22 protein-coding genes are annotated in these 19808 nt (G+C 55.1%); 9 read left to right on the top strand and 13 right to left on the bottom strand.

The genetic code is table 11. The features are described from left to right. Positions 1-44: 44 nt before the first annotated feature. Positions 45-602, bottom strand: a complete 558-nt coding sequence (locus GXP58_00260) for a methyl-accepting chemotaxis protein (protein NOY52042.1) — start codon at positions 600-602, stop codon at positions 45-47. A gap of 149 nt (positions 603-751) precedes the next feature. Between GXP58_00260 and GXP58_00255 the strand changes: the two genes are divergently transcribed. Then, complete coding sequence (locus GXP58_00255) at positions 752-1522, top strand: 2-hydroxyglutaryl-CoA dehydratase (GenBank protein ID NOY52041.1); 771 nt, start codon at positions 752-754, stop codon at positions 1520-1522. A 28-nt stretch (positions 1523-1550) separates the two neighbouring features. Here GXP58_00255 and dksA read toward each other — a convergent pair whose 3' ends face one another. Both dksA and GXP58_00245 read right to left on the bottom strand, forming a co-directional pair. Beyond that, positions 1551-1940, bottom strand: a complete 390-nt coding sequence (gene dksA / locus GXP58_00250; GenBank protein NOY52040.1) for an RNA polymerase-binding protein DksA — start codon at positions 1938-1940, stop codon at positions 1551-1553. 94 nt (positions 1941-2034) lie between these two features. Further along, the gene (locus GXP58_00245) at positions 2035-3765 is read right to left on the bottom strand and encodes an ABC-ATPase domain-containing protein (GenBank protein ID NOY52039.1); all 1731 of its coding nucleotides are present in this window, start codon (positions 3763-3765) and stop codon (positions 2035-2037) included. A gap of 175 nt (positions 3766-3940) precedes the next feature. Here GXP58_00245 and GXP58_00240 point away from each other — a divergent pair, with 175 nt between their 5' ends. From GXP58_00240 to GXP58_00225, 4 genes are all read left to right on the top strand, one after another. Further along, positions 3941-4402 (top strand): Rrf2 family transcriptional regulator, encoded by a 462-nt coding sequence (locus GXP58_00240; protein NOY52038.1) that lies wholly within the window; start codon positions 3941-3943, stop codon positions 4400-4402. Positions 4403-4419: 17 nt separating this feature from the next. Continuing rightward, positions 4420-5631, top strand: coding sequence for a hypothetical protein (locus GXP58_00235; protein NOY52037.1), 1212 nt, complete (start codon positions 4420-4422; stop codon positions 5629-5631). Between the two features lie 22 nt (positions 5632-5653). Continuing rightward, positions 5654-6583 (top strand): cysteine synthase A, encoded by a 930-nt coding sequence (gene cysK, locus GXP58_00230; protein ID NOY52036.1) that lies wholly within the window; start codon positions 5654-5656, stop codon positions 6581-6583. A gap of 65 nt (positions 6584-6648) precedes the next feature. Then, positions 6649-7059 carry a 4Fe-4S dicluster domain-containing protein gene (locus GXP58_00225; GenBank protein ID NOY52035.1) on the top strand — a complete coding sequence of 137 codons (411 nt, stop codon included), beginning with the start codon at positions 6649-6651 and terminating at the stop codon, positions 7057-7059. Between the two features lie 39 nt (positions 7060-7098). Here the strand turns inward: GXP58_00225 and fdhD are convergent, their stop codons facing one another. From fdhD to GXP58_00200, 5 genes are all read right to left on the bottom strand, one after another. Further along, on the bottom strand, positions 7099-7914 hold the full coding sequence (gene fdhD / locus GXP58_00220) for a formate dehydrogenase accessory sulfurtransferase FdhD (protein ID NOY52034.1): 816 nt from the start codon (positions 7912-7914) through the stop codon (positions 7099-7101). 48 nt (positions 7915-7962) lie between these two features. After that, positions 7963-8868: a LysR family transcriptional regulator gene (locus GXP58_00215; protein NOY52033.1), complete on the bottom strand. Its 906-nt coding sequence runs from the start codon at positions 8866-8868 to the stop codon at positions 7963-7965. A 125-nt stretch (positions 8869-8993) separates the two neighbouring features. Beyond that, positions 8994-9713 (bottom strand): twin-arginine translocase subunit TatC, encoded by a 720-nt coding sequence (tatC, locus tag GXP58_00210; protein ID NOY52032.1) that lies wholly within the window; start codon positions 9711-9713, stop codon positions 8994-8996. Positions 9714-9746: 33 nt separating this feature from the next. Continuing rightward, positions 9747-11150 (bottom strand): L-seryl-tRNA(Sec) selenium transferase, encoded by a 1404-nt coding sequence (locus tag GXP58_00205; protein ID NOY52031.1) that lies wholly within the window; start codon positions 11148-11150, stop codon positions 9747-9749. Next, positions 11144-12250 (bottom strand): pyridoxal phosphate-dependent aminotransferase, encoded by a 1107-nt coding sequence (locus GXP58_00200; GenBank protein NOY52030.1) that lies wholly within the window; start codon positions 12248-12250, stop codon positions 11144-11146. Before GXP58_00200 ends, GXP58_00205 begins: the two co-directional genes overlap by 7 nt. 324 nt (positions 12251-12574) lie before the next feature. Between GXP58_00200 and GXP58_00195 the strand changes: the two genes are divergently transcribed. From GXP58_00195 to GXP58_00180, 4 genes are all read left to right on the top strand, one after another. Then, positions 12575-12886, top strand: coding sequence for a TatA/E family twin arginine-targeting protein translocase (locus GXP58_00195; GenBank protein NOY52029.1), 312 nt, complete (start codon positions 12575-12577; stop codon positions 12884-12886). A gap of 14 nt (positions 12887-12900) precedes the next feature. Then, a complete protein-coding gene (locus GXP58_00190; GenBank protein NOY52028.1) occupies positions 12901-13578 on the top strand; it encodes a glycosyltransferase in 678 nt (225 codons plus the stop codon). Between the two features lie 678 nt (positions 13579-14256). Further along, on the top strand, positions 14257-15177 hold the full coding sequence (locus tag GXP58_00185) for a PEP-CTERM sorting domain-containing protein (GenBank protein ID NOY52027.1): 921 nt from the start codon (positions 14257-14259) through the stop codon (positions 15175-15177). A gap of 47 nt (positions 15178-15224) precedes the next feature. Beyond that, positions 15225-15971, top strand: coding sequence for a PEP-CTERM sorting domain-containing protein (locus tag GXP58_00180; protein NOY52026.1), 747 nt, complete (start codon positions 15225-15227; stop codon positions 15969-15971). A gap of 90 nt (positions 15972-16061) precedes the next feature. Here the strand turns inward: GXP58_00180 and GXP58_00175 are convergent, their stop codons facing one another. From GXP58_00175 to GXP58_00155, 5 genes are all read right to left on the bottom strand, one after another. Beyond that, a complete protein-coding gene (locus tag GXP58_00175) occupies positions 16062-16685 on the bottom strand; it encodes a ParA family protein (GenBank protein NOY52025.1) in 624 nt (207 codons plus the stop codon). A gap of 229 nt (positions 16686-16914) precedes the next feature. After that, entirely contained in the window at positions 16915-17418 is a 504-nt protein-coding gene (mobB, locus tag GXP58_00170; GenBank protein NOY52024.1) for a molybdopterin-guanine dinucleotide biosynthesis protein B, read from the bottom strand. A gap of 163 nt (positions 17419-17581) precedes the next feature. Further along, on the bottom strand, positions 17582-18247 hold the full coding sequence (locus GXP58_00165; GenBank protein NOY52023.1) for a nucleotidyl transferase AbiEii/AbiGii toxin family protein: 666 nt from the start codon (positions 18245-18247) through the stop codon (positions 17582-17584). Further along, on the bottom strand, positions 18235-18819 hold the full coding sequence (locus tag GXP58_00160; protein ID NOY52022.1) for a hypothetical protein: 585 nt from the start codon (positions 18817-18819) through the stop codon (positions 18235-18237). The genes GXP58_00165 and GXP58_00160 overlap by 13 nt, the downstream gene beginning before the upstream one ends. Before the next feature lie 28 nt (positions 18820-18847). Further along, positions 18848-19808, bottom strand: a 961-nt coding sequence (locus GXP58_00155; GenBank protein ID NOY52021.1) for a hypothetical protein, incomplete at its 5' end; no start/stop codon positions are given.

The following is a 19808-nucleotide window of genomic DNA, read 5'->3' as shown; positions in this document are numbered from 1 at the left end:
GAAAAGGGATAAGAAAAGATCCGGGACGAATCATTCGGGAGGGTCTAAAGCGAGCGTTTGCCTGTTTTGAAACGTCCGACAGACTCCTTGATGACGGCTGTCCGTTCCTGCAGGGACTGGAGTAATTCCAGGCATTCCGCTTTCGGAATGTCGTTATCGGTTTTAAGCTTCCGAATCATCTGAACGGCAAGGGCGTCTAGCTCCGTGCAGGGGTCCTTGATCTTTTCAATAGCATTATTGAATGAAATGACCATGCGATTGGCCTCTTCGACAAAGTGCGTAATCCGAACGTCATCTCCTTTCCGGACCATGAGGCGGAGCGTAAAATCTCCCTGGGAGATATCCTTCATGTTCGCCTTCAGACGGCTGAACGGGCCGATGAATTTACGCGACAGGGACCAGGAAAAGAAGATAATCAGGAGGAAATAGCCGGCAAAGAGCATTAAAAAAAGAATGGAGGAGTCGACATAGCCGCTGATCGTCTTGGAAAGGAGCAACAGAAGGAATCCGCCTAACAGGACCGTGAGCAGAAGCGTCAGTGTTTGAAAGAAAAGATCCCTTTCAATGAAATAACGCTGTTTTTTCAGGTGGGCCTTTTCCATGAAAACAATACCTATAACCTTATTTCTTTCAGTATAGCCCAGTTATGGAAAATGTGTCAAGGCAAAGCGAATGGGGGCCATGAAAGTCTTGCAAAGTATACGTTCGAATGTTATGATTACAAAATTCTATAACAAAATCAGGATGTTATATGTTTTATGCCGGCATTGACGTGGGATCAAGGTCGACCGAGGCCGTGATTTTATCGCATGGACGTTTATATGCCTACGGGATTGTTGATACCGGGGTGAGCGGGGGCCGGGCGGCGGAAGCGGCTTTGAAGATCGCCCTGAAAAAGGGAAAGCTCGGACGGGCGTCCCTAACCGCCGTTACGGCAACAGGCTATGGAAGAAAACAGGTCTCCCCGGCCACCGCCCGAATTACGGAGATCACCTGCCATGCCCGGGGAGCCTTTCATCTTTTTCCGGAGACCCGGACGGTGATTGATATCGGGGGGCAGGACAGCAAGGTGATCCGGATCGACGAGGCCGGTCATGTTGTCGATTTCGCCATGAACGACCGCTGTGCGGCGGGGACGGGCCGGTTCTTGGAGGTGATGGCGAAGGTCCTGGAGATGGATCTTCGTGAACTTGGTGCGGTCTCCCACGATCCCGGCCGGGCGGCGGTTATCAGCAATCTTTGTACCGTCTTTGCGGAATCGGAGGTGATCTCCCTTCTGGCCGAAGGAAGGGCCGTAGAAGAGATCGTCTGCGGTCTTCAGACATCGGTAGCAGAACGTACGGTGGCACTTTTCAAGCGGATTGCTGCTGTCCCGCCTGTGATCATGACCGGCGGTGTGGCAAACAACCGGGGGGTGGTACAGGCACTGGAGGCCGGCCTGAAGGTTTCCCTGCAGGTTCCGGAGATGCCCCAGATTGTCGGGGCGCTGGGAGCGGCCCTGGCGGCGCAAAAACTGCCTTAAGCAACAGCCTATGGGATGAGGGGGGCGGTCAGGTCTTTTTGATCTTTTCCTTTTCTTCCTGATCCGTTTTGCATTCGATACACATGGTGGTGACGGGCCGGGCCTCAAGCCGTTTCAATCCGATCGCCTGCCCGCATTCCTCACAGATCCCGAAGGTCCCGTTATCGATCCGTTCCAGTGCCTGATCGATCTTGGCCAGAAGTTTCTTTTCACGACCTTTCAGGCGAAGAAGAAAGTTGTTATCGATTTCGGCCGAGGCCTGATCTCCTAATTCGGGAAGATTCTCCTTCTCTTTAACGAGCTGGCTGGTGATCGCCTCGTTTGCCCCTTCCAGAATCAACTGCTTCTTCCGGACAAGACCTTTCTTGATCTTCTCGAATGTTTTCTTCTGTTTTGCCGATCCATTCTTTGGAGCCATCTGCGCCTCGTCTCCCGGTTAACAACGGTTCCTGATGCAGGAGGAATTGAATTCCTAAATGTTAGCAATTCCACTTTTTAATGTCAAGTTTTATTCACCTTGATTCTTCTTCGCCTTCCCGGGAGATTTTCAGAGAACGCATCCGGTTGACGGCCGCGGCGACCTCAAAGATGCGGGGCATGGCAAAGCAGCCGAGCTTGTAAGGGGACAGGAGGTCAAGGCCATTTTCCTTCATTTCCTGCAGGACAAGGGTCAAGCCTTCCCGCAGGTTCATTCCCCGCAAGACACAGGTCTTCGCGAAATAGTGGATGATCTCTCCGACGGCCCGGGTCTCGGAGATCTCCATCAACTGTTCCACGGCGGAAAGATCGATCCGCTCCCGGCCGAAGAGAATTTCCTGCAAACCTTTGGCATCGATCCTGACCTCCCGCCTTCCCCGGCTCGGATCAAAGGAGGCAGGCAGGGGTCTGCGATCGATAACTTTTCCGAAACCTCCGCTCCCTTCCGGTCGGCGCAGGGTGGCGATCTTTTCGACGACCTCCCGGGCGCGGTCCGTAACGTCAAGGGGACGGTATCTTTCCATCAGGATAACCCGGTCGGCCTGGTCCAGGTAGTCTCCCGATCCGCCCATGACCAGAATCGTTGAGACGCCGAGGTCTTCACGGAGCGGCCGGATTTGATCGACAAAGGGGGTGATCGGTTCCTTCTCCTTCGCGACCAGGGACTGCATCCGGTGGTCCCGGATCATGAAATTCGTGGCCGAGGTGTCCTCGTCGATCAGCAGGAGCCGACTCCCCATCTCCAGGGCCTCCATGATGTTGGCCGCCTGGGAAGTGGAGCCGCTGGCATTCATGGTTGTAAAAAATCCGGTCTCCTTGCCGTAGGGAAGGTTGTTAATGAAGGGAGAGATGTCGACACCGGAGATGCTCCGGCCGTCTTCGGCCCGGATCTTGACGGCCGTGGCGTCAGTCACGACATACTCTCTTCCGTCGCCGGGGATATGGGGAAAGATAGAATATTTCAGGGCATTTAAGATCGTCGATTTCCCATGGAACCCGCCCCCCACGATCAGGGTCACCCCGCAGGGGATCCCCATGCCGGTGATCTCTCCCCGGTTCGGGGCGCTCAGAACAGTCCGGAAGGCCGGAGGAGAAGCAAAGGGAATGGCGCCTTCCTGCAGTGGACGGAGATCAATCCCGCTTCGGCGGGGGAGAGTCGATCCGTCCGCGATAAAGGCGACGAGTTTTCTTTCTTTGAGCGTCTTCTGCAGGGCGGCATGATCTTCCACAACGTCGACATGGAGCGCCATCCGGCCGGTATCAAGGTGGGACAGAAAGAGCGACTGCCTCACGATTTGCGGGACCTCCTCAAGAAACATCTCCGCCGCTTCCCGGCCGAGGATCGACCGGCCTCGTGCCGGGAGCCCCATCACGAAACGGGCTTCCACCTCGGAGGAGGAAACAAACATGGAGGTTCGTTCCAGCACTTCCTGATTGCCGCAGTCGATGGCGATCAAGCCGCTCTTGCCCATCCCCCGGCTCCCGCGGGCGATTTTCCGGATTGCGGCGGCAAAGGAGCGGGTCAGAAAATCTTCGAGACCGATCCGCCGGAAGCGGTTTGCAAAATGACGGGCGGGCAGTCCGGCTTCCGCCTGTGGAACCTTGATCCGCAGGCGCGACGGGGCGGCATAGGGGTCGCCTTGGACATGATCGATGTGGAGGGTGAAGAACCCAAAATCGTAGGTCCCCTTCAGATCCTTGTACGCCTTGTATCCCCGACCGTCGATTCGGGTCAGGATCCCCTTGAGTGCTTCGATGGTCTTCATATTTCCCCTTCTCTCCTCCGGACGGGTCCGGATTCTCTCTATCACACGGGGAGATCGCTGTCAATCCCGGGAAAAGGGCAAAGGACCTGAATCAGTACGAAACAACTTGACTTTGTCCATCGGGTAATCTATAAATATAGAACACGATTTTTTTGGTAAAGATTAAGGTTCGTTTATGAAGCTCTCCAATCGAAGCCAATACGGGGTCCGGGCCCTCTTCGACATTGCCTATTACGGGGAGGGGCGGACCATGCAGATCCATGAAATCTCGAAGAGGCAGGGGATCCCGCGCCGTTTCCTGGAACAGATTTTCTTCGTCCTGAAAAAGGCGGGGATGATCGACAGTACCCGGGGACCGAAGGGGGGCTATTCCCTCCACCGCGCACCCGGTGAAATCAGTGTAGGGGACATCATTCGGGTGCTTGAAGGACCGATCGAGCCGGTTCCCTGCACGACCATGGAAGAGGACGGTTCGGCCTGCCACTATATCGACAAGTGTGTCACCCGAAGGGTCTGGGAGGGGGCGGGGGACCTCCTGACGGAATATTTCGATGCCATCTCCCTGGAGGATCTCTGTCGGCGGGCGAATGAGCTGGGGTTGAAGGGGGATAGTCACTGTTTGATGTTTTCCATTTAGGTGAAGGAGAGATGAGGATGGCGAAGGAAGCAGAAGTAACCAAGACCTACGCGGAGATCAATGCCCGGATCAAAAAGGGAGAGGCCGTTGTGGTCACCGCGGAGGAGATGATCGATATCGTCAACAAAGAAGGTGCGGTCGGAGCGGCGAAAAGGGTCGATGTGGTGACGACGGGGACCTACGGGCCGATGTGTTCCTCCGGCGCCTTTCTGAATTTCGGGCACAGCAAACCGAAAATGAAGGTGCAGAAGGCCTGGCTGAACGGCGTTTCCGCTTATGCCGGTCTGGCGGCGGTCGATCTCTACATCGGCGTTACCGAGATTCCGGATGACGATCCGGCCAACAAGGTCTATCCGGGGAAGTTTCTCTACGGCGGCGGCCATGTGATCGAAGACTTGATCGCCGGGCGTGATGTCCGGATGAAGGCCCTCTCTTACGGAACCGACTGCTATCCGAGAAAAGAGCTGGAAAGCATGATCAATCTCGAAGGCCTGAATGAATGTTATCTTTTTAATCCCCGGAATGCCTACCAGAATTACAATTGTGCCGTTAATCTGAGTTCGAAGATGATCTATACTTACATGGGCGGGCTCAAACCGAAGGCGGGTAATGCCAATTACTGCAGCGCCGGGCAGCTCTCTCCTCTGCTCAACGATCCCTATTACCGGACGATCGGGCTGGGAACGAGGATCTTTATCGGCGGCGGGGTCGGCTACGTGGTGGCCCCCGGCACTCAGCACAATCCCACGGTCAAGCGGGGGGAAAACGGTGTGGTCCGGGCGCCGGCCGGGACCCTGGCCACCTATGGAGACCTGCGGGGGATGAACACCCGCTATATCAAGGGAGTGAGCATTCAGGGGTACGGCAGCACCCTCGCCCTGGGAATTGGGGTTCCCATCCCGGTCCTGAATGAAGAAATCGCCCGGTCGACCGGCGTCTCCGATGAACAGATCGTGACCCAGATCGTCGACTACGGTATCGATTACCCCGAGGGTGTTTCCAAAAGCTACGGCGAGGTCAATTACAAGGAACTGAAATCAGGGAAGATTACGATTGATGGAAAAGAGGTGAAGACCGCCTCCCTATCGAGTTATCCCATGGCTGTCGAGATTGCGGAAACCCTGAAGGAATGGATTCTCAAGGGAGAGTTTCTCCTCGGAGAGCCGCAGGAATTGCTCCCATCGGCGGATTCGGGCATCTCCTTCAAACCCCTGAAAGAACGAATATAACAACCGTGTGGAGAAGAGGTTCATGAAACGGGAAAATGTGGAAAAGATCACCGATCTGATCGGAAATACCCCGGTCGTGCAATTACAGCGGATGACCGGCCCCGGGGAGGCCCGGATCCTGGCCAAGCTCGAGTCTTTCAACCCGGGCGGGAGTGTGAAAGACCGGATCTGCCTGGGCATGATCGAAGCGGCGGAACGGGAAGGGAAACTGAAACCGGGCGGAACGATCGTGGAGCCGACGAGCGGCAATACCGGGATCGGTCTGGCCTTTGTGGCGGCGGTGAAAGGGTATCGGGCGATCTTTACCATGCCGGAAACCATGAGCGAGGAGCGGCGGACTCTTCTCCACGCCTACGGCGCCGAAGTGGTCCTGACGCCTGGAAACGAGGGGATGAGCGGAGCGATCCGGAAGGCGGAGGAGCTTGATGCGGCCCATCCCGATTACTTTATGCCGCAGCAGTTCAACAACCCGGCCAATCCGGAGATCCATCGGATGACGACGGCCCAGGAGATCCTGAATCAGGTGGGTTCCGGGATCGATGCCTTTGTGGCCGGTGTGGGTACGGGAGGGACCCTCACGGGGGTGGGCGAAATCCTGAAACATTATCATCCTTCCGTCCGGGTTGTGGCCGTGGAGCCGAAGACCTCGGCGGTTCTCTCCGGCGGTGAGCCCGGTCCCCACAAGATCCAGGGGCTCGGCGCCGGTTTTGTCCCGGAGGTCATGAATATGGGGATTGTCGATCAGGTCTTTCCCGTGGGGGATGAGGAAGCGGCCGAGGCGGCACGGGAAATGGCCCGACGAGAAGGAATCCTCTGCGGGATCTCGTCGGGAGCCGTCATGGTGGCGGCCCTGGAAGTCGCCCGGGATTTAGGCGTGCAAAAGACGGTGGTCGTGATCCTTCCGGATACGGGAGAGAGGTATTTGAGTACGGACCTGTATACAACGGAATAGAATCATCTCATCAAAAGCGCAAAGCGTCTTTTCATGAAATGATAATATCAAGGAGAAATCAAACCATGGCAGCGAAAAAAGTCCTCCTGCGATTTTCCAGTGACCGGATTAGCCAACCGATCGTCTATCGGCTGATCAAGGACTTCAATCTGACCTTTAATATCCTGAAGGCGGCGATCCGTCCCGACGACGAAGGAGAGATGGTCCTGGAAATTGCGGGAGATTTGAAAAACTACAAGAAAGGAATTGCCTATCTCAAGGAGTCGGGCGTGGAAGTTCTGGATACGGCGAAGAAGATCATCAAGGAAGAGGAGCGATGCTACCAGTGCAGTGCCTGCACGGGGGTCTGCCCCAGCGGCGCCATCTCCATCGACCGGTCGACCATGCTCGTCAGTTTCAATCCGGAAAAATGTATCGTCTGTGAACTCTGCGTGGGAACCTGCCCGTCCAGGGCAATGCAGGTCCATATCAAGTAGGCAACGGTCGGTGTTCAGTAAAAACATGCAATACGTACATTATTTCTCTATGTACTTTCCCCCGAGGACCCGTTCCGGGCAGGTGTAGATATTCATTCGTTTTCCCCGGGCAAAACCAATGAGGGTGATCCGGAGGGTCTCGGCAATCCGGACCACCTGATCCGTCGGTGCCGCGCGCGTCACCAGGAGTGGGCAACGGCTCCGCCCCGCCTTCATGATGATTTCAGAAGAGATCCTGCCGCTGGCGAGGAGGGCCTTGTCATCGGTGGGGGTACCGTCAAGAAAACAGGCGCCCAGAACCTTATCAACGGCGTTGTGCCGCCCGATGTCCTCGGCAAAGGCCCAGAGCCTCTCCCCGTCGGTGAGGGCGGCGCTGTGGGTTCCCCCCGTTGCGAGATAGGTGGAGGAGCAGCGTTCGAGTTCCCTCATCCGGTCGAGGATCTTTTCCGGGGCGAAGGTGTGCCCCGGATCCGCCCGGCCGAGATTCAGGGCATCCATCACATCGCAGAGGATGGTTCCCCGTCCGCAGCCCGAGGTAAGGGTGATCTTCCTGGTCCGGTCTTCAAGGTTGAAATCGATCCCGGTGAGAGTTACGTTGATCCGATCCTCTTTTTCATACAGATCGAGGCCCCGGATCTGTGTCGGCTCTCGTACAAATCCTTCGGAAAAGAGAAAGCCGGCCGTCAGTTCCTTCCGCCGTACCGGCGTGCAAAGGAGTGTGATGAACTCCTGTCCGTTGATCTCCACATGGAGAGGACGTTCCGTCGTGATCCTGTCTTCGAGCTGCCGGAGGGTACCATCCTGATAACGATGGATCAGCCGTCGAATGAAGTTTTTCCCGTTTTCTTCAGCCATGATTCTCCTGCCTGCGGAAGGGAGGGGGAGGCGTACCGTCCGTTTTTCTCAGGTCCGGTAGGCCATGGGGGTCTGGTTCAGCAATTCAATAAATTTTTCCACCGGCTGCGTCCGGAAAGATTTTTTCTGATAGATGAGGCTGAAATCCCGCTTGAACCGAATGTCCTTGAACGAGAGGGCGCGCAGGACACCGAACTTCACTTCCTTCTGAACGGCCGAACCGGAGATGATCGAGATCCCGAGCCCGTTTTCAACGGCCGTCTTGATCGCCTCCGTACTCCCTAAAAGCATTTCAACATGCAGATCCCCGGCATGAATCCCGGCCCGCTCCAGGGTACTCTCCACGACCTGGCGAGTCCCTGATCCTTCTTCCCGCATGATATAGGGTTCTTCGATGATCTCATGAATCGAGAGATCCTGCCGGCCCGCCCAGGGGTGATCGCTGTTCACGATCAGGAGCAGTTCGTCGGAGTTCATTTTTTCTACCTCCAGACGCTGATCATTGACCTCCCCTTCCACAAGCCCCAGGTCGATCCGGGCGTGGAGCAGGCTGTCGATGATCTTCCGGGTGTTTCCCCGCTCGAAGTCAATGAGGATGTCGGGGTAACGTTTCTTGAACTTGACGATCACGTTGGGGAGATAATAGGTCGCCAGTGTGGTGCTGGCGCCGATCATCAGTTTTCCCTTGACCAGTCCCGTCGCTTCGTTGATCTCTTTTTCAATCTCTCCATAATAAGAGAGGATCTTTTTGGCATGACGATAGAGGATCTCTCCCGTCTTTGTCAGGGAGACTGCCTTGTTGCTCCGGGTAAAAAGTTTTGTGCCCAGATCTTCTTCCAGCGAGCGTATCTGCAGACTGATCGCTGGCTGGGTCAGATACATGGCCTTGGAGGCTTTGGAAAAACTCTTCGTCTCCGCTACTGAGCAGAAGACCTTCAGCTTGTGATCGTCCATAAGACACCCGTTGAGAAGGTTTGCTAATGGGGCTATAAAATATTTTAATAACCTACCACAAGTCCTCCGAAGGGTCAATGATTTGTAAAACGGATGTGTACAACAAAAAATAAACTTAATCTTCGTTATTGCGTTTTCTTCCCGAATACGCGGGTCAAGAAGATGCTCAGTTCATACATGCAGACCAGAGGAGTTGCCATGAGGATCTGTGTAAACGGATCGGGCGGGGTGAGGATCGCCCCGATGATGAAAAAGAGGATATAGGCATATTTACGGTAGCCCGAAAGGGTCTTTGAGGAGATCAGTCCGATTTTGCTGAGCAGGAGGAGAACAAGGGGAAGTTGGAAGACAATCCCGAAGGCAAGGATCAGACGAGTGCAGAAATTGATATAGCCGGCAATATTGATCGTGGATTGCAGGGTTTTATCAAAGTTGATGAAGAATTCCGTACCATAGGGGAGGATGATGAAATAACAGAGAGATGCACCGAGAAGGAAAAAGATACTCCCCATGAAAATAAAGGGGAGGATATATTTTTTTTCCTTTTCGAGGAGGCCGGGAGAGACGAACATCCAGACCTGATAAAGGATCACGGGGACGGAAAAGAAGATCCCCGTATAGACTGCGACCTTGATGTGGACGATAAAGGGCTCCATGAGGGAAAAGAAGCGCAGGGGGTTATCCTTCAAGGCCTTCTTGATCGGTACTTCCAGGAACGCCAGCACCTGATGACGGAAGAAATAGGCCACGATCGTTCCGACCAGGATGGCGGTGACGATTTTGAGCAGGCGGGAACGGAGTTCTTCAAGGTGTCCCGTTACCGGCATTTTTTGATCTTCCGTCATAGAAACTCCTCCGGCCGATAAGCAGATTTCATGCTATTCATTTTCCCGGCCCAGGGAATCCGCTGCGGCGATAACCGCCTCAAAATCCTTATCCCGCAGGGTCCGCATGTCGAGAAAGAGACGCCCCCTGCAGATCCGTCCGATCACCGGCGGATCGGCCTTACGAAAATGTTCCTCCAGCCGGTTGACGGTAAGCACGGATGATTCAAGGGCCACCACAAAGGTCGGAAGTGCCGCCTCCGGAAGGGCGCCGCCGCCCACTTGAGAGTGATCGGAATGAACCTCGACGGAAAGACCTCCTCCGGCATTCGAAGAAATCGCCCCGGCCAGCTTTTCCGCCCGGGCCTTGAGGGCCTCCGGCGGTTCCGTCAGCATCCGAAGGGTGGGGATGGACTGGAGGACCGTGTCCGTATCAAGATATTTCCGCAAGGTAACCTCCAGGGCGGCCAACGTCATCTTGTCGACCCGGAGGGCGCGGGTCAGGGGATTCTTCCTTACCCGGTCGAGGATCTTTTCTTTTCCGACGAGAATCCCCGCCTGGGGACCGCCTAAGAGCTTGTCCCCGCTGAACGTGATAAGATCGATCCCCGCTTTGACACTCTGCTGCACCGTCGGATCTTTCGGGAGACCCCAGGGCGAGAGATCAAGCAGGCTGCCGCTGCCGAGATCCTCCATGAGAGGGAGATGGTGCGCCCGGGCGATAGAGAAAAGATCCCGGTGTCCCACCTCCTCCGTGAACCCCTGCATCGTAAAGTTGCTCATGTGGACCTTGAGGATACAGCCGGTCCGCTCGGTAACGGCTTTTTCATAATCGGCGGGATGGGTCTTGTTGGTTGTGCCGACCTCCACAAGGGTGCAGCCCGACTTCTTCATCACGTCGGGGATCCGGAAGGAGCCGCCGATCTCCACGAGCTGCCCCCGGGAGACGATCACCTCTTTCCCTTCCGCCAGAGTGTTGAGGCCGAGCAGAACGGCGCCGGCATTGTTGTTGACCACCAAGGCCGACCCGGCCCCGGTGATCCGGCAAAGGAGTGCCTCCACATGGCTGTAGCGGGATCCCCGCCGGCCGGTTGTAAGATTATATTCAAGATTGGAATAACTCGAGGCGACGGCCGTGACATTTTCCATCATCGACTCCGTCAGGACCGAGCGGCCGAGATTCGTGTGGATGACCACCCCCGTGGCATTGACGACCCGGTGCAAGTGGAGGCGGTTGATCCTTCGGAGAAGGTTGCCGATCCGCGGCACCAGAGCCGCCGGGGCGTACTCCCCGGCACCGGAGCGAATCCTTGTCCGCTCATCATCAAGGGCCTGATGGATGGCGTCAAGGACCATCCAGCGGGGCCGTTCTTTCAGGAACTGTACGATCTGCGGTACCTGCAAGAGTTTTTCCACAGAGGGGAGGGCCTTCAATCTTTCCCGGAGAGATTTCACGATTCCTTCCCTTCCCGAAGATAGGCGTCGATGCGGTCAAGGCCGGCGCCGATGACTTCGAGACTTCCGGCATAGGAGAAGCGAAGATACCCTTCGGCGTTTTCTCCGAAATCGATCCCCGGTGTGACGGCGACACCGGTCTTTCGGAGCAGTTCCAGTGCCAGTGCATGGGAGTCATCGGAAAACCGGCGTGCGTTGGCCAGGATATAGAAGGCCCCCGTCGGTTCGACGGCGACGCCGAACCCGATCTCCCGGAGACGCCGGATCATGAACCTGCGCCGCTCGTCGTAGGTCCGGACCATCTCCGCGCACTGTTTCCCCGTTTCCTTCAGGGCCGTAATCCCCGCCCACTGGACGAAGTCCGAAGCGGAGATGATGAAGTTCTGCTGCAGCCGCTGCAGGGGCCGCACCATCGCTTCCGGCAGAATCGCATAGCCGAGGCGCCATCCGGTCATGGCATACCGTTTGGAAAAACCGTTGATCACGATGGCCCGGTCGGTATATTCGAGGATCGAATGGGCGCGTCCCTCGTAGACCAATCCGTGATAGATCTCATCGGAGATCACCGGGGGGCCGAGTTCTGCGATGGCCTGCATCTCTTTTTCCGGGATGAGGGTCCCCGCCGGATTGGAGGGAGAGTTGATCAGGATCGCCCGGGTTTTCGGGGAGATCCTTTCCCGGACCGCCTCCGCCGTCAACTGGAACCCCGCCTCCTCCCGGGTCATGATGAACTTCGGGACCCCCCGGAAAATCCGGATGTAGTTCGGGTAGCAGGCATAGTAAGGGTTCCCGAGGATGACTTCATCTCCCGGATCGAGGAGAAGGGAGAAGAGGAGGAGCATCACCGGCGAGGTGCCGGGGGAGACCAGGACCCGGCCGGGCGTAACCGAAACACCGTAGGTCTTCTCATACCATTCGCAGATCGCCTCACGAAGCTGCAAAAGCCCTAAGCTGTGGGTATAGTGGGTCTTGCCGGCCCGGATTGCCTCAATCCCCGCCTTCCGGACCGCGGGGGGGGTCGGGAAATCGGGTTGCCCCACTTCGAGATGGATCACCTTCCTCCCCTTCCGTTCCATCGCCTGGGCCTCTTCGAGGATGTCCATGACGATGAATGGAGGAATTTTTAGGGCCGTTTCGGAGAACAAGAGCTTTCACCTTATGTTTTATGCAGCGTCACACGGATTGATCGGATGCCGTCAACAGTTGCTGTAAGATACCTGAACCCTTCCTGCGAAGTCAAGCACAGGGAAATCAACCCGGGAAAATCCATTGATTCAACGAAAGAAAGGATCTGCTTTTATGCCCCGAAACTTTGTGCCTATGTGCCTGCTGCCTTTGTGCCTGGGCTGATATCCCTTTCACCTTGACAAAAAAACCGGCGCTGCATAGTATAAAGACATCGATTCACTCTATGGAGGAAAAGAATCATGTTTGGAATCGGGATGCCGGAACTGTTAGTCATCCTCGTGGTGGCGCTCTTGATCTTCGGCCCCAAGAAACTTCCTGACCTTGCCCGTTCCCTGGGGCGTGGGCTTGCGGAATTCAAGCGGGCCTCACAGGATTTCAAGAGTACTATCGACATGGAGATGGAGAAAGAAGAAAAGGCAAAAGACGATATTGTGAAGCCACCACCCTCCATTCCCGGGCCGTCCGCTGCCGTTCCGACCCCGCCGGTACCGGATCCGGGGGATGAAGGAAAGCAGGATCCGGTCGACAACAAAAGTGAGAAGACTTCCTGAGATCTTTTCCAGCAATGCAGAAGCAAGCCCTCCTCATCCTTGCAAAAGAACCCCGGCCGGGAAAAGCAAAAACACGCATGACCCCTCCCCTTACCCCGGATCAGGCGGCGGCTCTCTCTTCCGCCTTTATTGCCGATACACTGGCGGCTGCATCACAGGCCAAGGGGACGGATATTCACCTCTTTTACACTCCCCGTGAGTCGTACTCCTTTTTCCGTGAACTTGCCCCGGAAGGAATCGCCCTGATTCCCCAGCAGGGGACGGATTTGCGGGAGCGGTGTGCTCATTCCGTGAGTTTCGCTTTTGAAAAGGGGTATGACCGGATCGTGCAGATCGGAACAGACACCCCCCAGATCCGGGCCGTTCATATCCGTAAGGCCTTTGCCGTCCTCAAGGATTACGACATGACCCTTGGCCCGGCCAATGACGGCGGCTACTATCTCCTGGCCCTGCGCCGTCCGGCACCTTCCCTGTACGATGGTGTGGAGATGGGAACGGAGAGGGTCCTTCCGAAGATGCTTGATAATGCCCGCAATATGGGACTCTCGATCCGGTTTATGCCGGAATGGATTGATGCCGACACCTTTGAGGACCTCCTGGATCTCCAAAGGGATCCGCAACAGATCCCGGGAAGATCCACGCGGGGATTTCTTGCCGCACTCGACCGCAAGGGACCACCTCCTCGGAGATAACCCGATATTCCGTCGCACTTGTGTAATGTCACACAGGGCATGCAAAACTGTCCCATTGGGATAGACCTCCCGGTATTCCTGACAAACCCCGGAATTTGATCGATAAGATTGTGAAAATTTGTCCCATTCGGCCGGGTTTCGCCGATTTCTTCTTCTGAGTGAAAATACTGCTTTCCCTTGTATTGCCGAAAGGTTAGAACGGGCAAGTGCCTTCCCGAGGCTTTGGCATGATCCTTGCTTTATTTTCGATGCAGGGTTGGAACATTGTTGAACGAACCCGCCTCCTCGCTTCCGTTGGCGACACCTTTTCGGGCACGCGGTTCATCGAGTGCAACAGTTTTCGGTGCCGGATCCAATGGGAAAACACAAGAAAACCAGCATCTCCCTCACGTTCTTCGGGACGTCCTGCAGGGCAATGACTTGGATCATCCGCGGTTTCGGTCTTCCGGATCTTTCCGGCCGGATTTGTGCGCGACGTTGTGCCGGGACTGCCGGGTGTTTGTGGGGGATGCGACCCTGTGGATGGGGTGGACGTTTATTTCAATAACATCACGAAAGAAAGGAGGTGAACCGGAACAGCTTTACAGGATCAAATTCTTCCTCAAGTCGGTTTGAGGGAGAAGGGGGATTACGGGATTGAATCACTTGTAAAAGGACACTATGCGAGGAGGAACATTCATGAAGAGGTACTATTTATGTTTTGTCCTGATGACATCTTGTTTTATCTTGTGTCTGGGACAGGCAGCGTCCGCAACCAGTTATCATTTCAGCACGATTGACTATTCCGGAGCGTCTTCTACTTATGCTTACGGCATAAATGACGCCGGTCAGATCACCGGAATTTACGAGGATGGGACAGGGGATCATGGATTTATCCTATCCGGAGGGCTCTTTAGCTCCTTTGACTATCCCGGACTTACGATTGCCTCGGACATCGACGATAACGGCCAGGTAGTGGGATCTTACGTGGACGAAAACGGACTGCATGGCTATCTGCTCTATAACGGAAACTTCACTTCCTTTGATTACAACTATCCCTGGTCCTATTCGACACAGCTCCGTGGGATCAACGATGCCGGTGAGATTGTGGGCGATTACCTTGATGCTTACGGAAATAATGGTTTGCTGATCTCCGGGAGCAACTCAAGTTCCATTGAGGTTCCCGGTGCAACTTGGACGCAGGCCTTTGGTATCAATGACCTGGATCAGGTGGTGGGCAAATACGGAGATGGATCAGGCACTCACGGGTTTCTACTATCCGGCGGAATCTTCAGCTCCATTGATTATTCCGGCGCAAACGGGCTCGAAGCTGCAGACATCAATGATTCCGGACAGATCGCAGGAAGCTATATGGATGGAACCGGCGCATGGCATGGTTTTATTCAGAGTGACGGGATTATGAGTGTGATCGACCTGCCTGGTGCATCCGAGCTCTATATCTCCGGTATTAATGATGCTGGACAGGCCGTCGGAATGTACAGTGACGGATCTGGATATCACGGTTTTCTGGCAACACCCGTCCCCGAACCGGCGTCTCTTCTGCTGATCGGTTCGGGACTGGCCGGTTTGCTCTGCATCAGGCGGAAGAAACAATCATAGAATATAAATCTCTTCCCTGTGAACAGGGAAAATGAGGAGAATAATCCATGAAAAATATCCATAAAAACAAGAATAAATTAGTCCTGTTGTCTGCTGTCCTGCTGGTCCTGAGCCTCGTTTGGTTCGGAACGTCTCCTGTGGAGGCGACAATGGTCATGGATCCGCAGGGGGACTATCTTCCCTGGGCGCAGGCCGGAGGGTTTATGGACGTACAGAGTGTGGAAACGACAACGGTCGGGAGCGCCCTGGTCTTCAACGTCGCTTATTACAATTCGATCGCCGGTTACAACACCTATTCCCGGGGGATCATCGAGCTGGATGTGGATCGGGACCCCCTGACGGGGGCGCAGTTTACCTACAACGGACCGTCCACCGTCGAGATGGGGGTCGGCTACCCCGACCTGTCCGGGCTGGGTCTTGCCCCGATCGGTGCGGAATATGTTCTGAACTTTCAGTGGAACCAGATGTTTCCCGGCCCCCCCTGGGCGGAGCTTTACGCCACGAACGGGTCGACCGATGAGCTGCAATGGACGGACCTTGCCTCCGTTTCGGTCATGGACGGTGACTACGGTTTTTCTCTCTCCATTCCTGGAGTGGAGCTGATGCCCGAGTGGGTGCCGATGACGGATATCGATTATACCTATTTTGCCGAGGCGTCCGGATACCCTGAGATCGATCCTCAGGATGTGGTCCAGCATGCCTCGGCCGTTCCCGAACCGGCAAGCCTTCTCCTCCTGGGGACGGGTTTGCTGGGACTCGTTGCCCTGAGCCGGAAGGGAAGGATAAACCGATAGAATCGTTTGAAAAAGTATCGATCCACAAAAAGGCGGCGGGAGATTTTTCTCCCGCCGCCTTTCATCTTACCGGAAGACTTTTTTGCAGCATCAGTCTTTGTTCACAAAGCGGATGAGTGACTTCCATTCATCCCGCAGGTGCTGACACTGGCTTTGCGCTATGTCGAAGATCCCGAGTCCCAGCGCCCCGGCCCGGACATAGATCTGGGAGTCGGAGAGATTCCCCACGACCTTCGGCGGCATCTTCTTCAACGCCTTCTTCAGATCGCGGGTGCTGATGGTGTTGGAACGGACCCGGTTGCCTACGAGGCCGATCCGCTTCTTCCCTCGTTTGACAGCCGGCAGAGCACAGACCCCTTCCAGGAAACGGGCCACGGCATCCATGTCGAAGAGGGAGGGGAGGACGGGGATGAGGATCACATGAGCATTGTTCAGGGCCTTCTCCAGTTTGCTCGACGTGATACGTGCCGGGCCGTCCATAATGATCACATCCGAACCGTTGAAGGAGGACCGACCGCCCCGGGCGGCATGCCATCCCTTGATTCCGGGATGCTTTTCCGGGCGCAGGCCGAGCCAGCCCATGGCACTTCCCTGGTCGTCCAGGTCTACGAGTCCGACGGACTTTCCGCGCCTTGCGTAGTAGGAGGCCAAATTCACGGCGAGAGTCGTCTTGCCGCACCCCCCTTTGGGGTTGGCGATGAGGATTGATTTCATGGGTTTGTCTCCCGAGGAATGATAATAAAGGATAAGTTTGGAGGTAGTGTATAGCAGATTGAGCCGGACACGTCAAGGACGGCGGCTGTGTAAAAAGTCCATCTGCTGCGTTTATCAGGTTTTGAGTTCGCTGCGGCGTACGGAAAAGTACGCCTCACTTCTCCAAACCTTCGCTCCTTGCATCTGGAACTTTTTACTTTGCCGCCCACAACCATCTTATTGCAAAGATTTAAGGACGTCGGTTTCTTAAAAAAACCCTTACCATCCATTCCGCGACGCCTTCATAATCATCAAGAGCAAAGACCGGGCAGTGGATCCCCGGAAAGTCTGCGTCGGTGATCAGTGCCGACGGCGGCGGGCCGGTTTGAAAGAGAAGGGCATCATGACCGGCGTTCTGCCGGAAGATCTCGATGTGGGGCAGGTCCTCACCTTTATATCCTTCGATCAGCACCAGATCGGATTTCCGGAAATAGGAGAGGGCTTCACGGAGGGGAAGGTCGGCCTCCTCCGTCCGGATCAGGGCCAGCATGTTCGGGGCGGAGGCGACGACCTCGACGGCCCCGGCCTCCCGCAGGCGATAAGAGTCCTTCCCCGGTTTGTCGATCTCCACCATATGATGGGCATGTTTCAGTGCCCCCACGCGGCAGCCGCGGGTAACGAGGAGGGGGATCAATTTCTCCAAAAAGGTGGTCTTGCCCGAACCGGACCGGCCCACAAAAGAGAGGACGGGCATCGGATGTCTTTCAGTGTCCATGGCGGTTATCTTAGGGGGCTGCGACCGGCTTGTCAAGAAATGGGAATTCTTAACTTCTCCTTGAAAATCGGGAGAGGAAGGTGATTGACGGGAAGAAGCCTGACTATGTGGCCGTTGCCTTCGCCGGGGGCTCTTCCTTTCATCACTCTGAAAGCAGGTGATTGATGTTCCCGACCAGGTATTCGAAACGGTTCTTCCTGTAGTACTCCCGGGTCTCCCGGTCCAGGAGAGAGCCGAGGGTTACGGAAAAATCCCGGGCCTTGAATTTCAGGATTCTGCTTCGCAATTTCTCCAATTGGTTTTTCGGGGTCTGAAGGGAGACCCCCTTTCGGAGCATGAATTCCATATCGAAACAATCTCGAATTTCTTCGCTGTCCAGGAAGGCCTCAATTTTGTTCTGCATCATCTGTTCCAGCGTCATGGCTTTCAGGAGCACCTGGCGATGGGTGTGTTTTGAAAAAGCGATCATCTCTTTCCATTTGCACTTCCGGATCTCTTTGCGGATCTCGATTTTCAGATGCCTGGGATACCCGGCGGTCCGGAATTCGTAAACCAGGGTATATCGCTTATTGTGTGCATCCGATACCTGATAACGCTCATTCAGGAATGCCTTCATTCTCTTGTGATAGGCGGAGGTATCCGTTTCTTTCACGAACCAAAAATCAAGGCCCGCTGAATACCGATTGAGATCATGGCAGAGCCGGAGCATGGTTCCGCCACCAAAGACAAGGGGCTCCAGAAGTTTCCGGGAATTCAAAGCTTCCAATACTTCTATCTCAAGTTTTTCGTGTGTGATCAAGTCCCGCATAGTTCCTCCGCCCTTTGTCGAACCTTGTCCGTGTATCTGGACGCAACCTTGCGAATCACCTTATTGTCGAATTTGCTGAAATCGATAGAGCCGATATCCAATCGGTAGCGCCCCAGGGACTCCAGGTATAATGTATCGATCAGGGCCTTTTCCGGCGTGGCGATAAAGAAGCCCTCTTTCTTGATAAAATCCGAATAGTAATCCTTCTTGATCTTCGTGAAAGAAAAGGTAACCTCCTCGATCCGGAATTCACGGGTTCGTTTCACGGCCACGGATTCGATATAATCCCGTTGAATCTGCGTTGTATACCCGTAAAAAACAAGGGCCGTTGTTAACGAGATATAAGATGGAACTTGCAACATGTTGGCAAGAACAAAGATCTGATCTTCGGCCAACCTGCTCCACCTCTCTCTCGGAATATAATAATTTCTTTTCAGGCGGACAAGGTCTCCGGACCGCACATACCGGGAACAAGTCACCATGGCGGACTGCGGTGTGATCTTCAAGAGGTCCGCTACATCCTGATACGTAAAATAGAGCGCTTGGATTGCGCGAAGTTGGCGAAGTGACATAAATATACTTTCTTAACAGACTTGTTAATTAAGTATATTCAGTATAATGCCCGATGTCAAGCGGTGATGAACCGGGAAAAAATGATGCCCAGTCCGGCAGCGGGGAGTCGCAGTAGAGTGTCGGTCTTTCACTGGCCGGCCGCTGGATCGGTTTCCCGGTTGCGAGGATTCTCTGGATGAGTGTGGCCGTAATCCCAGGGGCGTCACAGCGGGAAAGCATTCGGCGTGCCCGGTCAGCGGAGGTTTTGAAAGAATCGTCCCGGATGATTTGAAACGTCATTCTGCGCAGTTCATCCGGGCTGGTGTGGTCTACATCAGTATAAAGACCCACGCCGAGTCGGTATGCCCGTTCGGCATTATAGATCTGCTCACCCCCAATGGGGGTAATCAACATGGGGGCGCCGGCGGCCATGGCCTCATTCATGGAGTTGTTCCCTCCATGGAATAAGAACAGGGACACCTTGGGAAGCAGCGAGAGTTGGGGCACCTTATGGAAGAACCGGATATTTGAGGGGAGGTGTCGGAACCGCCTTGATCCGGCGAGTGGCGTGCTGATGACAACCCGTAGGTAATACCCGCCCAATGCTTTGATCATCCGGGAAAAGAAATCGGGACGCCTGTTGAAGAAGTTGCCCAGGGAAACGTATACAATCGGTGGCCCCTCCAAGACCCAGTCCCAGGGGAAATCCTTTTGGGCCACCGTCTCGTTGCGTCCTTTCCATGACGGGCCGACGAAGACCGCCGTAGGGCCTAAGTCCTCCTGCAGAAATTCCAACTCGTGGGTGGTCAGAAAGATCTGAAGCCACCGGGAGGGACGAAGGAGTGCGCCCGGGGGTTGGCTGCTGAGTCCTAAGGTCCGACGTGCCCGGTTCATCCGTTGGTCGAAGAGCTTTGCAATCTTCTCTAACTTGAATGTGTTGAAGAGGTTGTTGTTTTCTTGTGAAACATTCTGTGAATTTCCCCGGACAAGAGGATTGAGCAACCCGGCA

The sequence above is a fragment of the Deltaproteobacteria bacterium genome, assembly GCA_013151235.1.
Taxonomy (GTDB): Bacteria; CG2-30-53-67; CG2-30-53-67; order CG2-30-53-67; family CG2-30-53-67; genus JAADIO01.
The sequence above is the reverse complement of the archived record's forward strand: the minus strand, read 5'-3'. Positions and strand labels throughout refer to the sequence as shown.

Coding starts and splice junctions, on each gene's coding strand:
- GXP58_00160 (NOY52022.1), bottom strand. CDS start 18,819: ATGTCACTTCGCCAACTTCGCGCAATCCAAGCGCTCTATTTTACGTAT.
- GXP58_00175 (NOY52025.1), bottom strand. CDS start 16,685: ATGAAATCAATCCTCATCGCCAACCCCAAAGGGGGGTGCGGCAAGACG.
- GXP58_00165 (NOY52023.1), bottom strand. CDS start 18,247: ATGCGGGACTTGATCACACACGAAAAACTTGAGATAGAAGTATTGGAA.
- GXP58_00245 (NOY52039.1), bottom strand. CDS start 3,765: ATGAAGACCATCGAAGCACTCAAGGGGATCCTGACCCGAATCGACGGT.
- GXP58_00225 (NOY52035.1), top strand. CDS start 6,649: ATGGCAGCGAAAAAAGTCCTCCTGCGATTTTCCAGTGACCGGATTAGC.
- GXP58_00235 (NOY52037.1), top strand. CDS start 4,420: ATGGCGAAGGAAGCAGAAGTAACCAAGACCTACGCGGAGATCAATGCC.
- GXP58_00180 (NOY52026.1), top strand. CDS start 15,225: ATGAAAAATATCCATAAAAACAAGAATAAATTAGTCCTGTTGTCTGCT.
- GXP58_00190 (NOY52028.1), top strand. CDS start 12,901: ATGCAGAAGCAAGCCCTCCTCATCCTTGCAAAAGAACCCCGGCCGGGA.
- tatC (NOY52032.1), bottom strand. CDS start 9,713: ATGACGGAAGATCAAAAAATGCCGGTAACGGGACACCTTGAAGAACTC.
- GXP58_00240 (NOY52038.1), top strand. CDS start 3,941: ATGAAGCTCTCCAATCGAAGCCAATACGGGGTCCGGGCCCTCTTCGAC.
- GXP58_00255 (NOY52041.1), top strand. CDS start 752: ATGTTTTATGCCGGCATTGACGTGGGATCAAGGTCGACCGAGGCCGTG.
- GXP58_00195 (NOY52029.1), top strand. CDS start 12,575: ATGTTTGGAATCGGGATGCCGGAACTGTTAGTCATCCTCGTGGTGGCG.
- dksA (NOY52040.1), bottom strand. CDS start 1,940: ATGGCTCCAAAGAATGGATCGGCAAAACAGAAGAAAACATTCGAGAAG.
- cysK (NOY52036.1), top strand. CDS start 5,654: ATGAAACGGGAAAATGTGGAAAAGATCACCGATCTGATCGGAAATACC.
- GXP58_00260 (NOY52042.1), bottom strand. CDS start 602: ATGGAAAAGGCCCACCTGAAAAAACAGCGTTATTTCATTGAAAGGGAT.
- mobB (NOY52024.1), bottom strand. CDS start 17,418: ATGCCCGTCCTCTCTTTTGTGGGCCGGTCCGGTTCGGGCAAGACCACC.
- GXP58_00215 (NOY52033.1), bottom strand. CDS start 8,868: ATGGACGATCACAAGCTGAAGGTCTTCTGCTCAGTAGCGGAGACGAAG.
- GXP58_00185 (NOY52027.1), top strand. CDS start 14,257: ATGAAGAGGTACTATTTATGTTTTGTCCTGATGACATCTTGTTTTATC.
- GXP58_00200 (NOY52030.1), bottom strand. CDS start 12,250: ATGGACATCCTCGAAGAGGCCCAGGCGATGGAACGGAAGGGGAGGAAG.
- fdhD (NOY52034.1), bottom strand. CDS start 7,914: ATGGCTGAAGAAAACGGGAAAAACTTCATTCGACGGCTGATCCATCGT.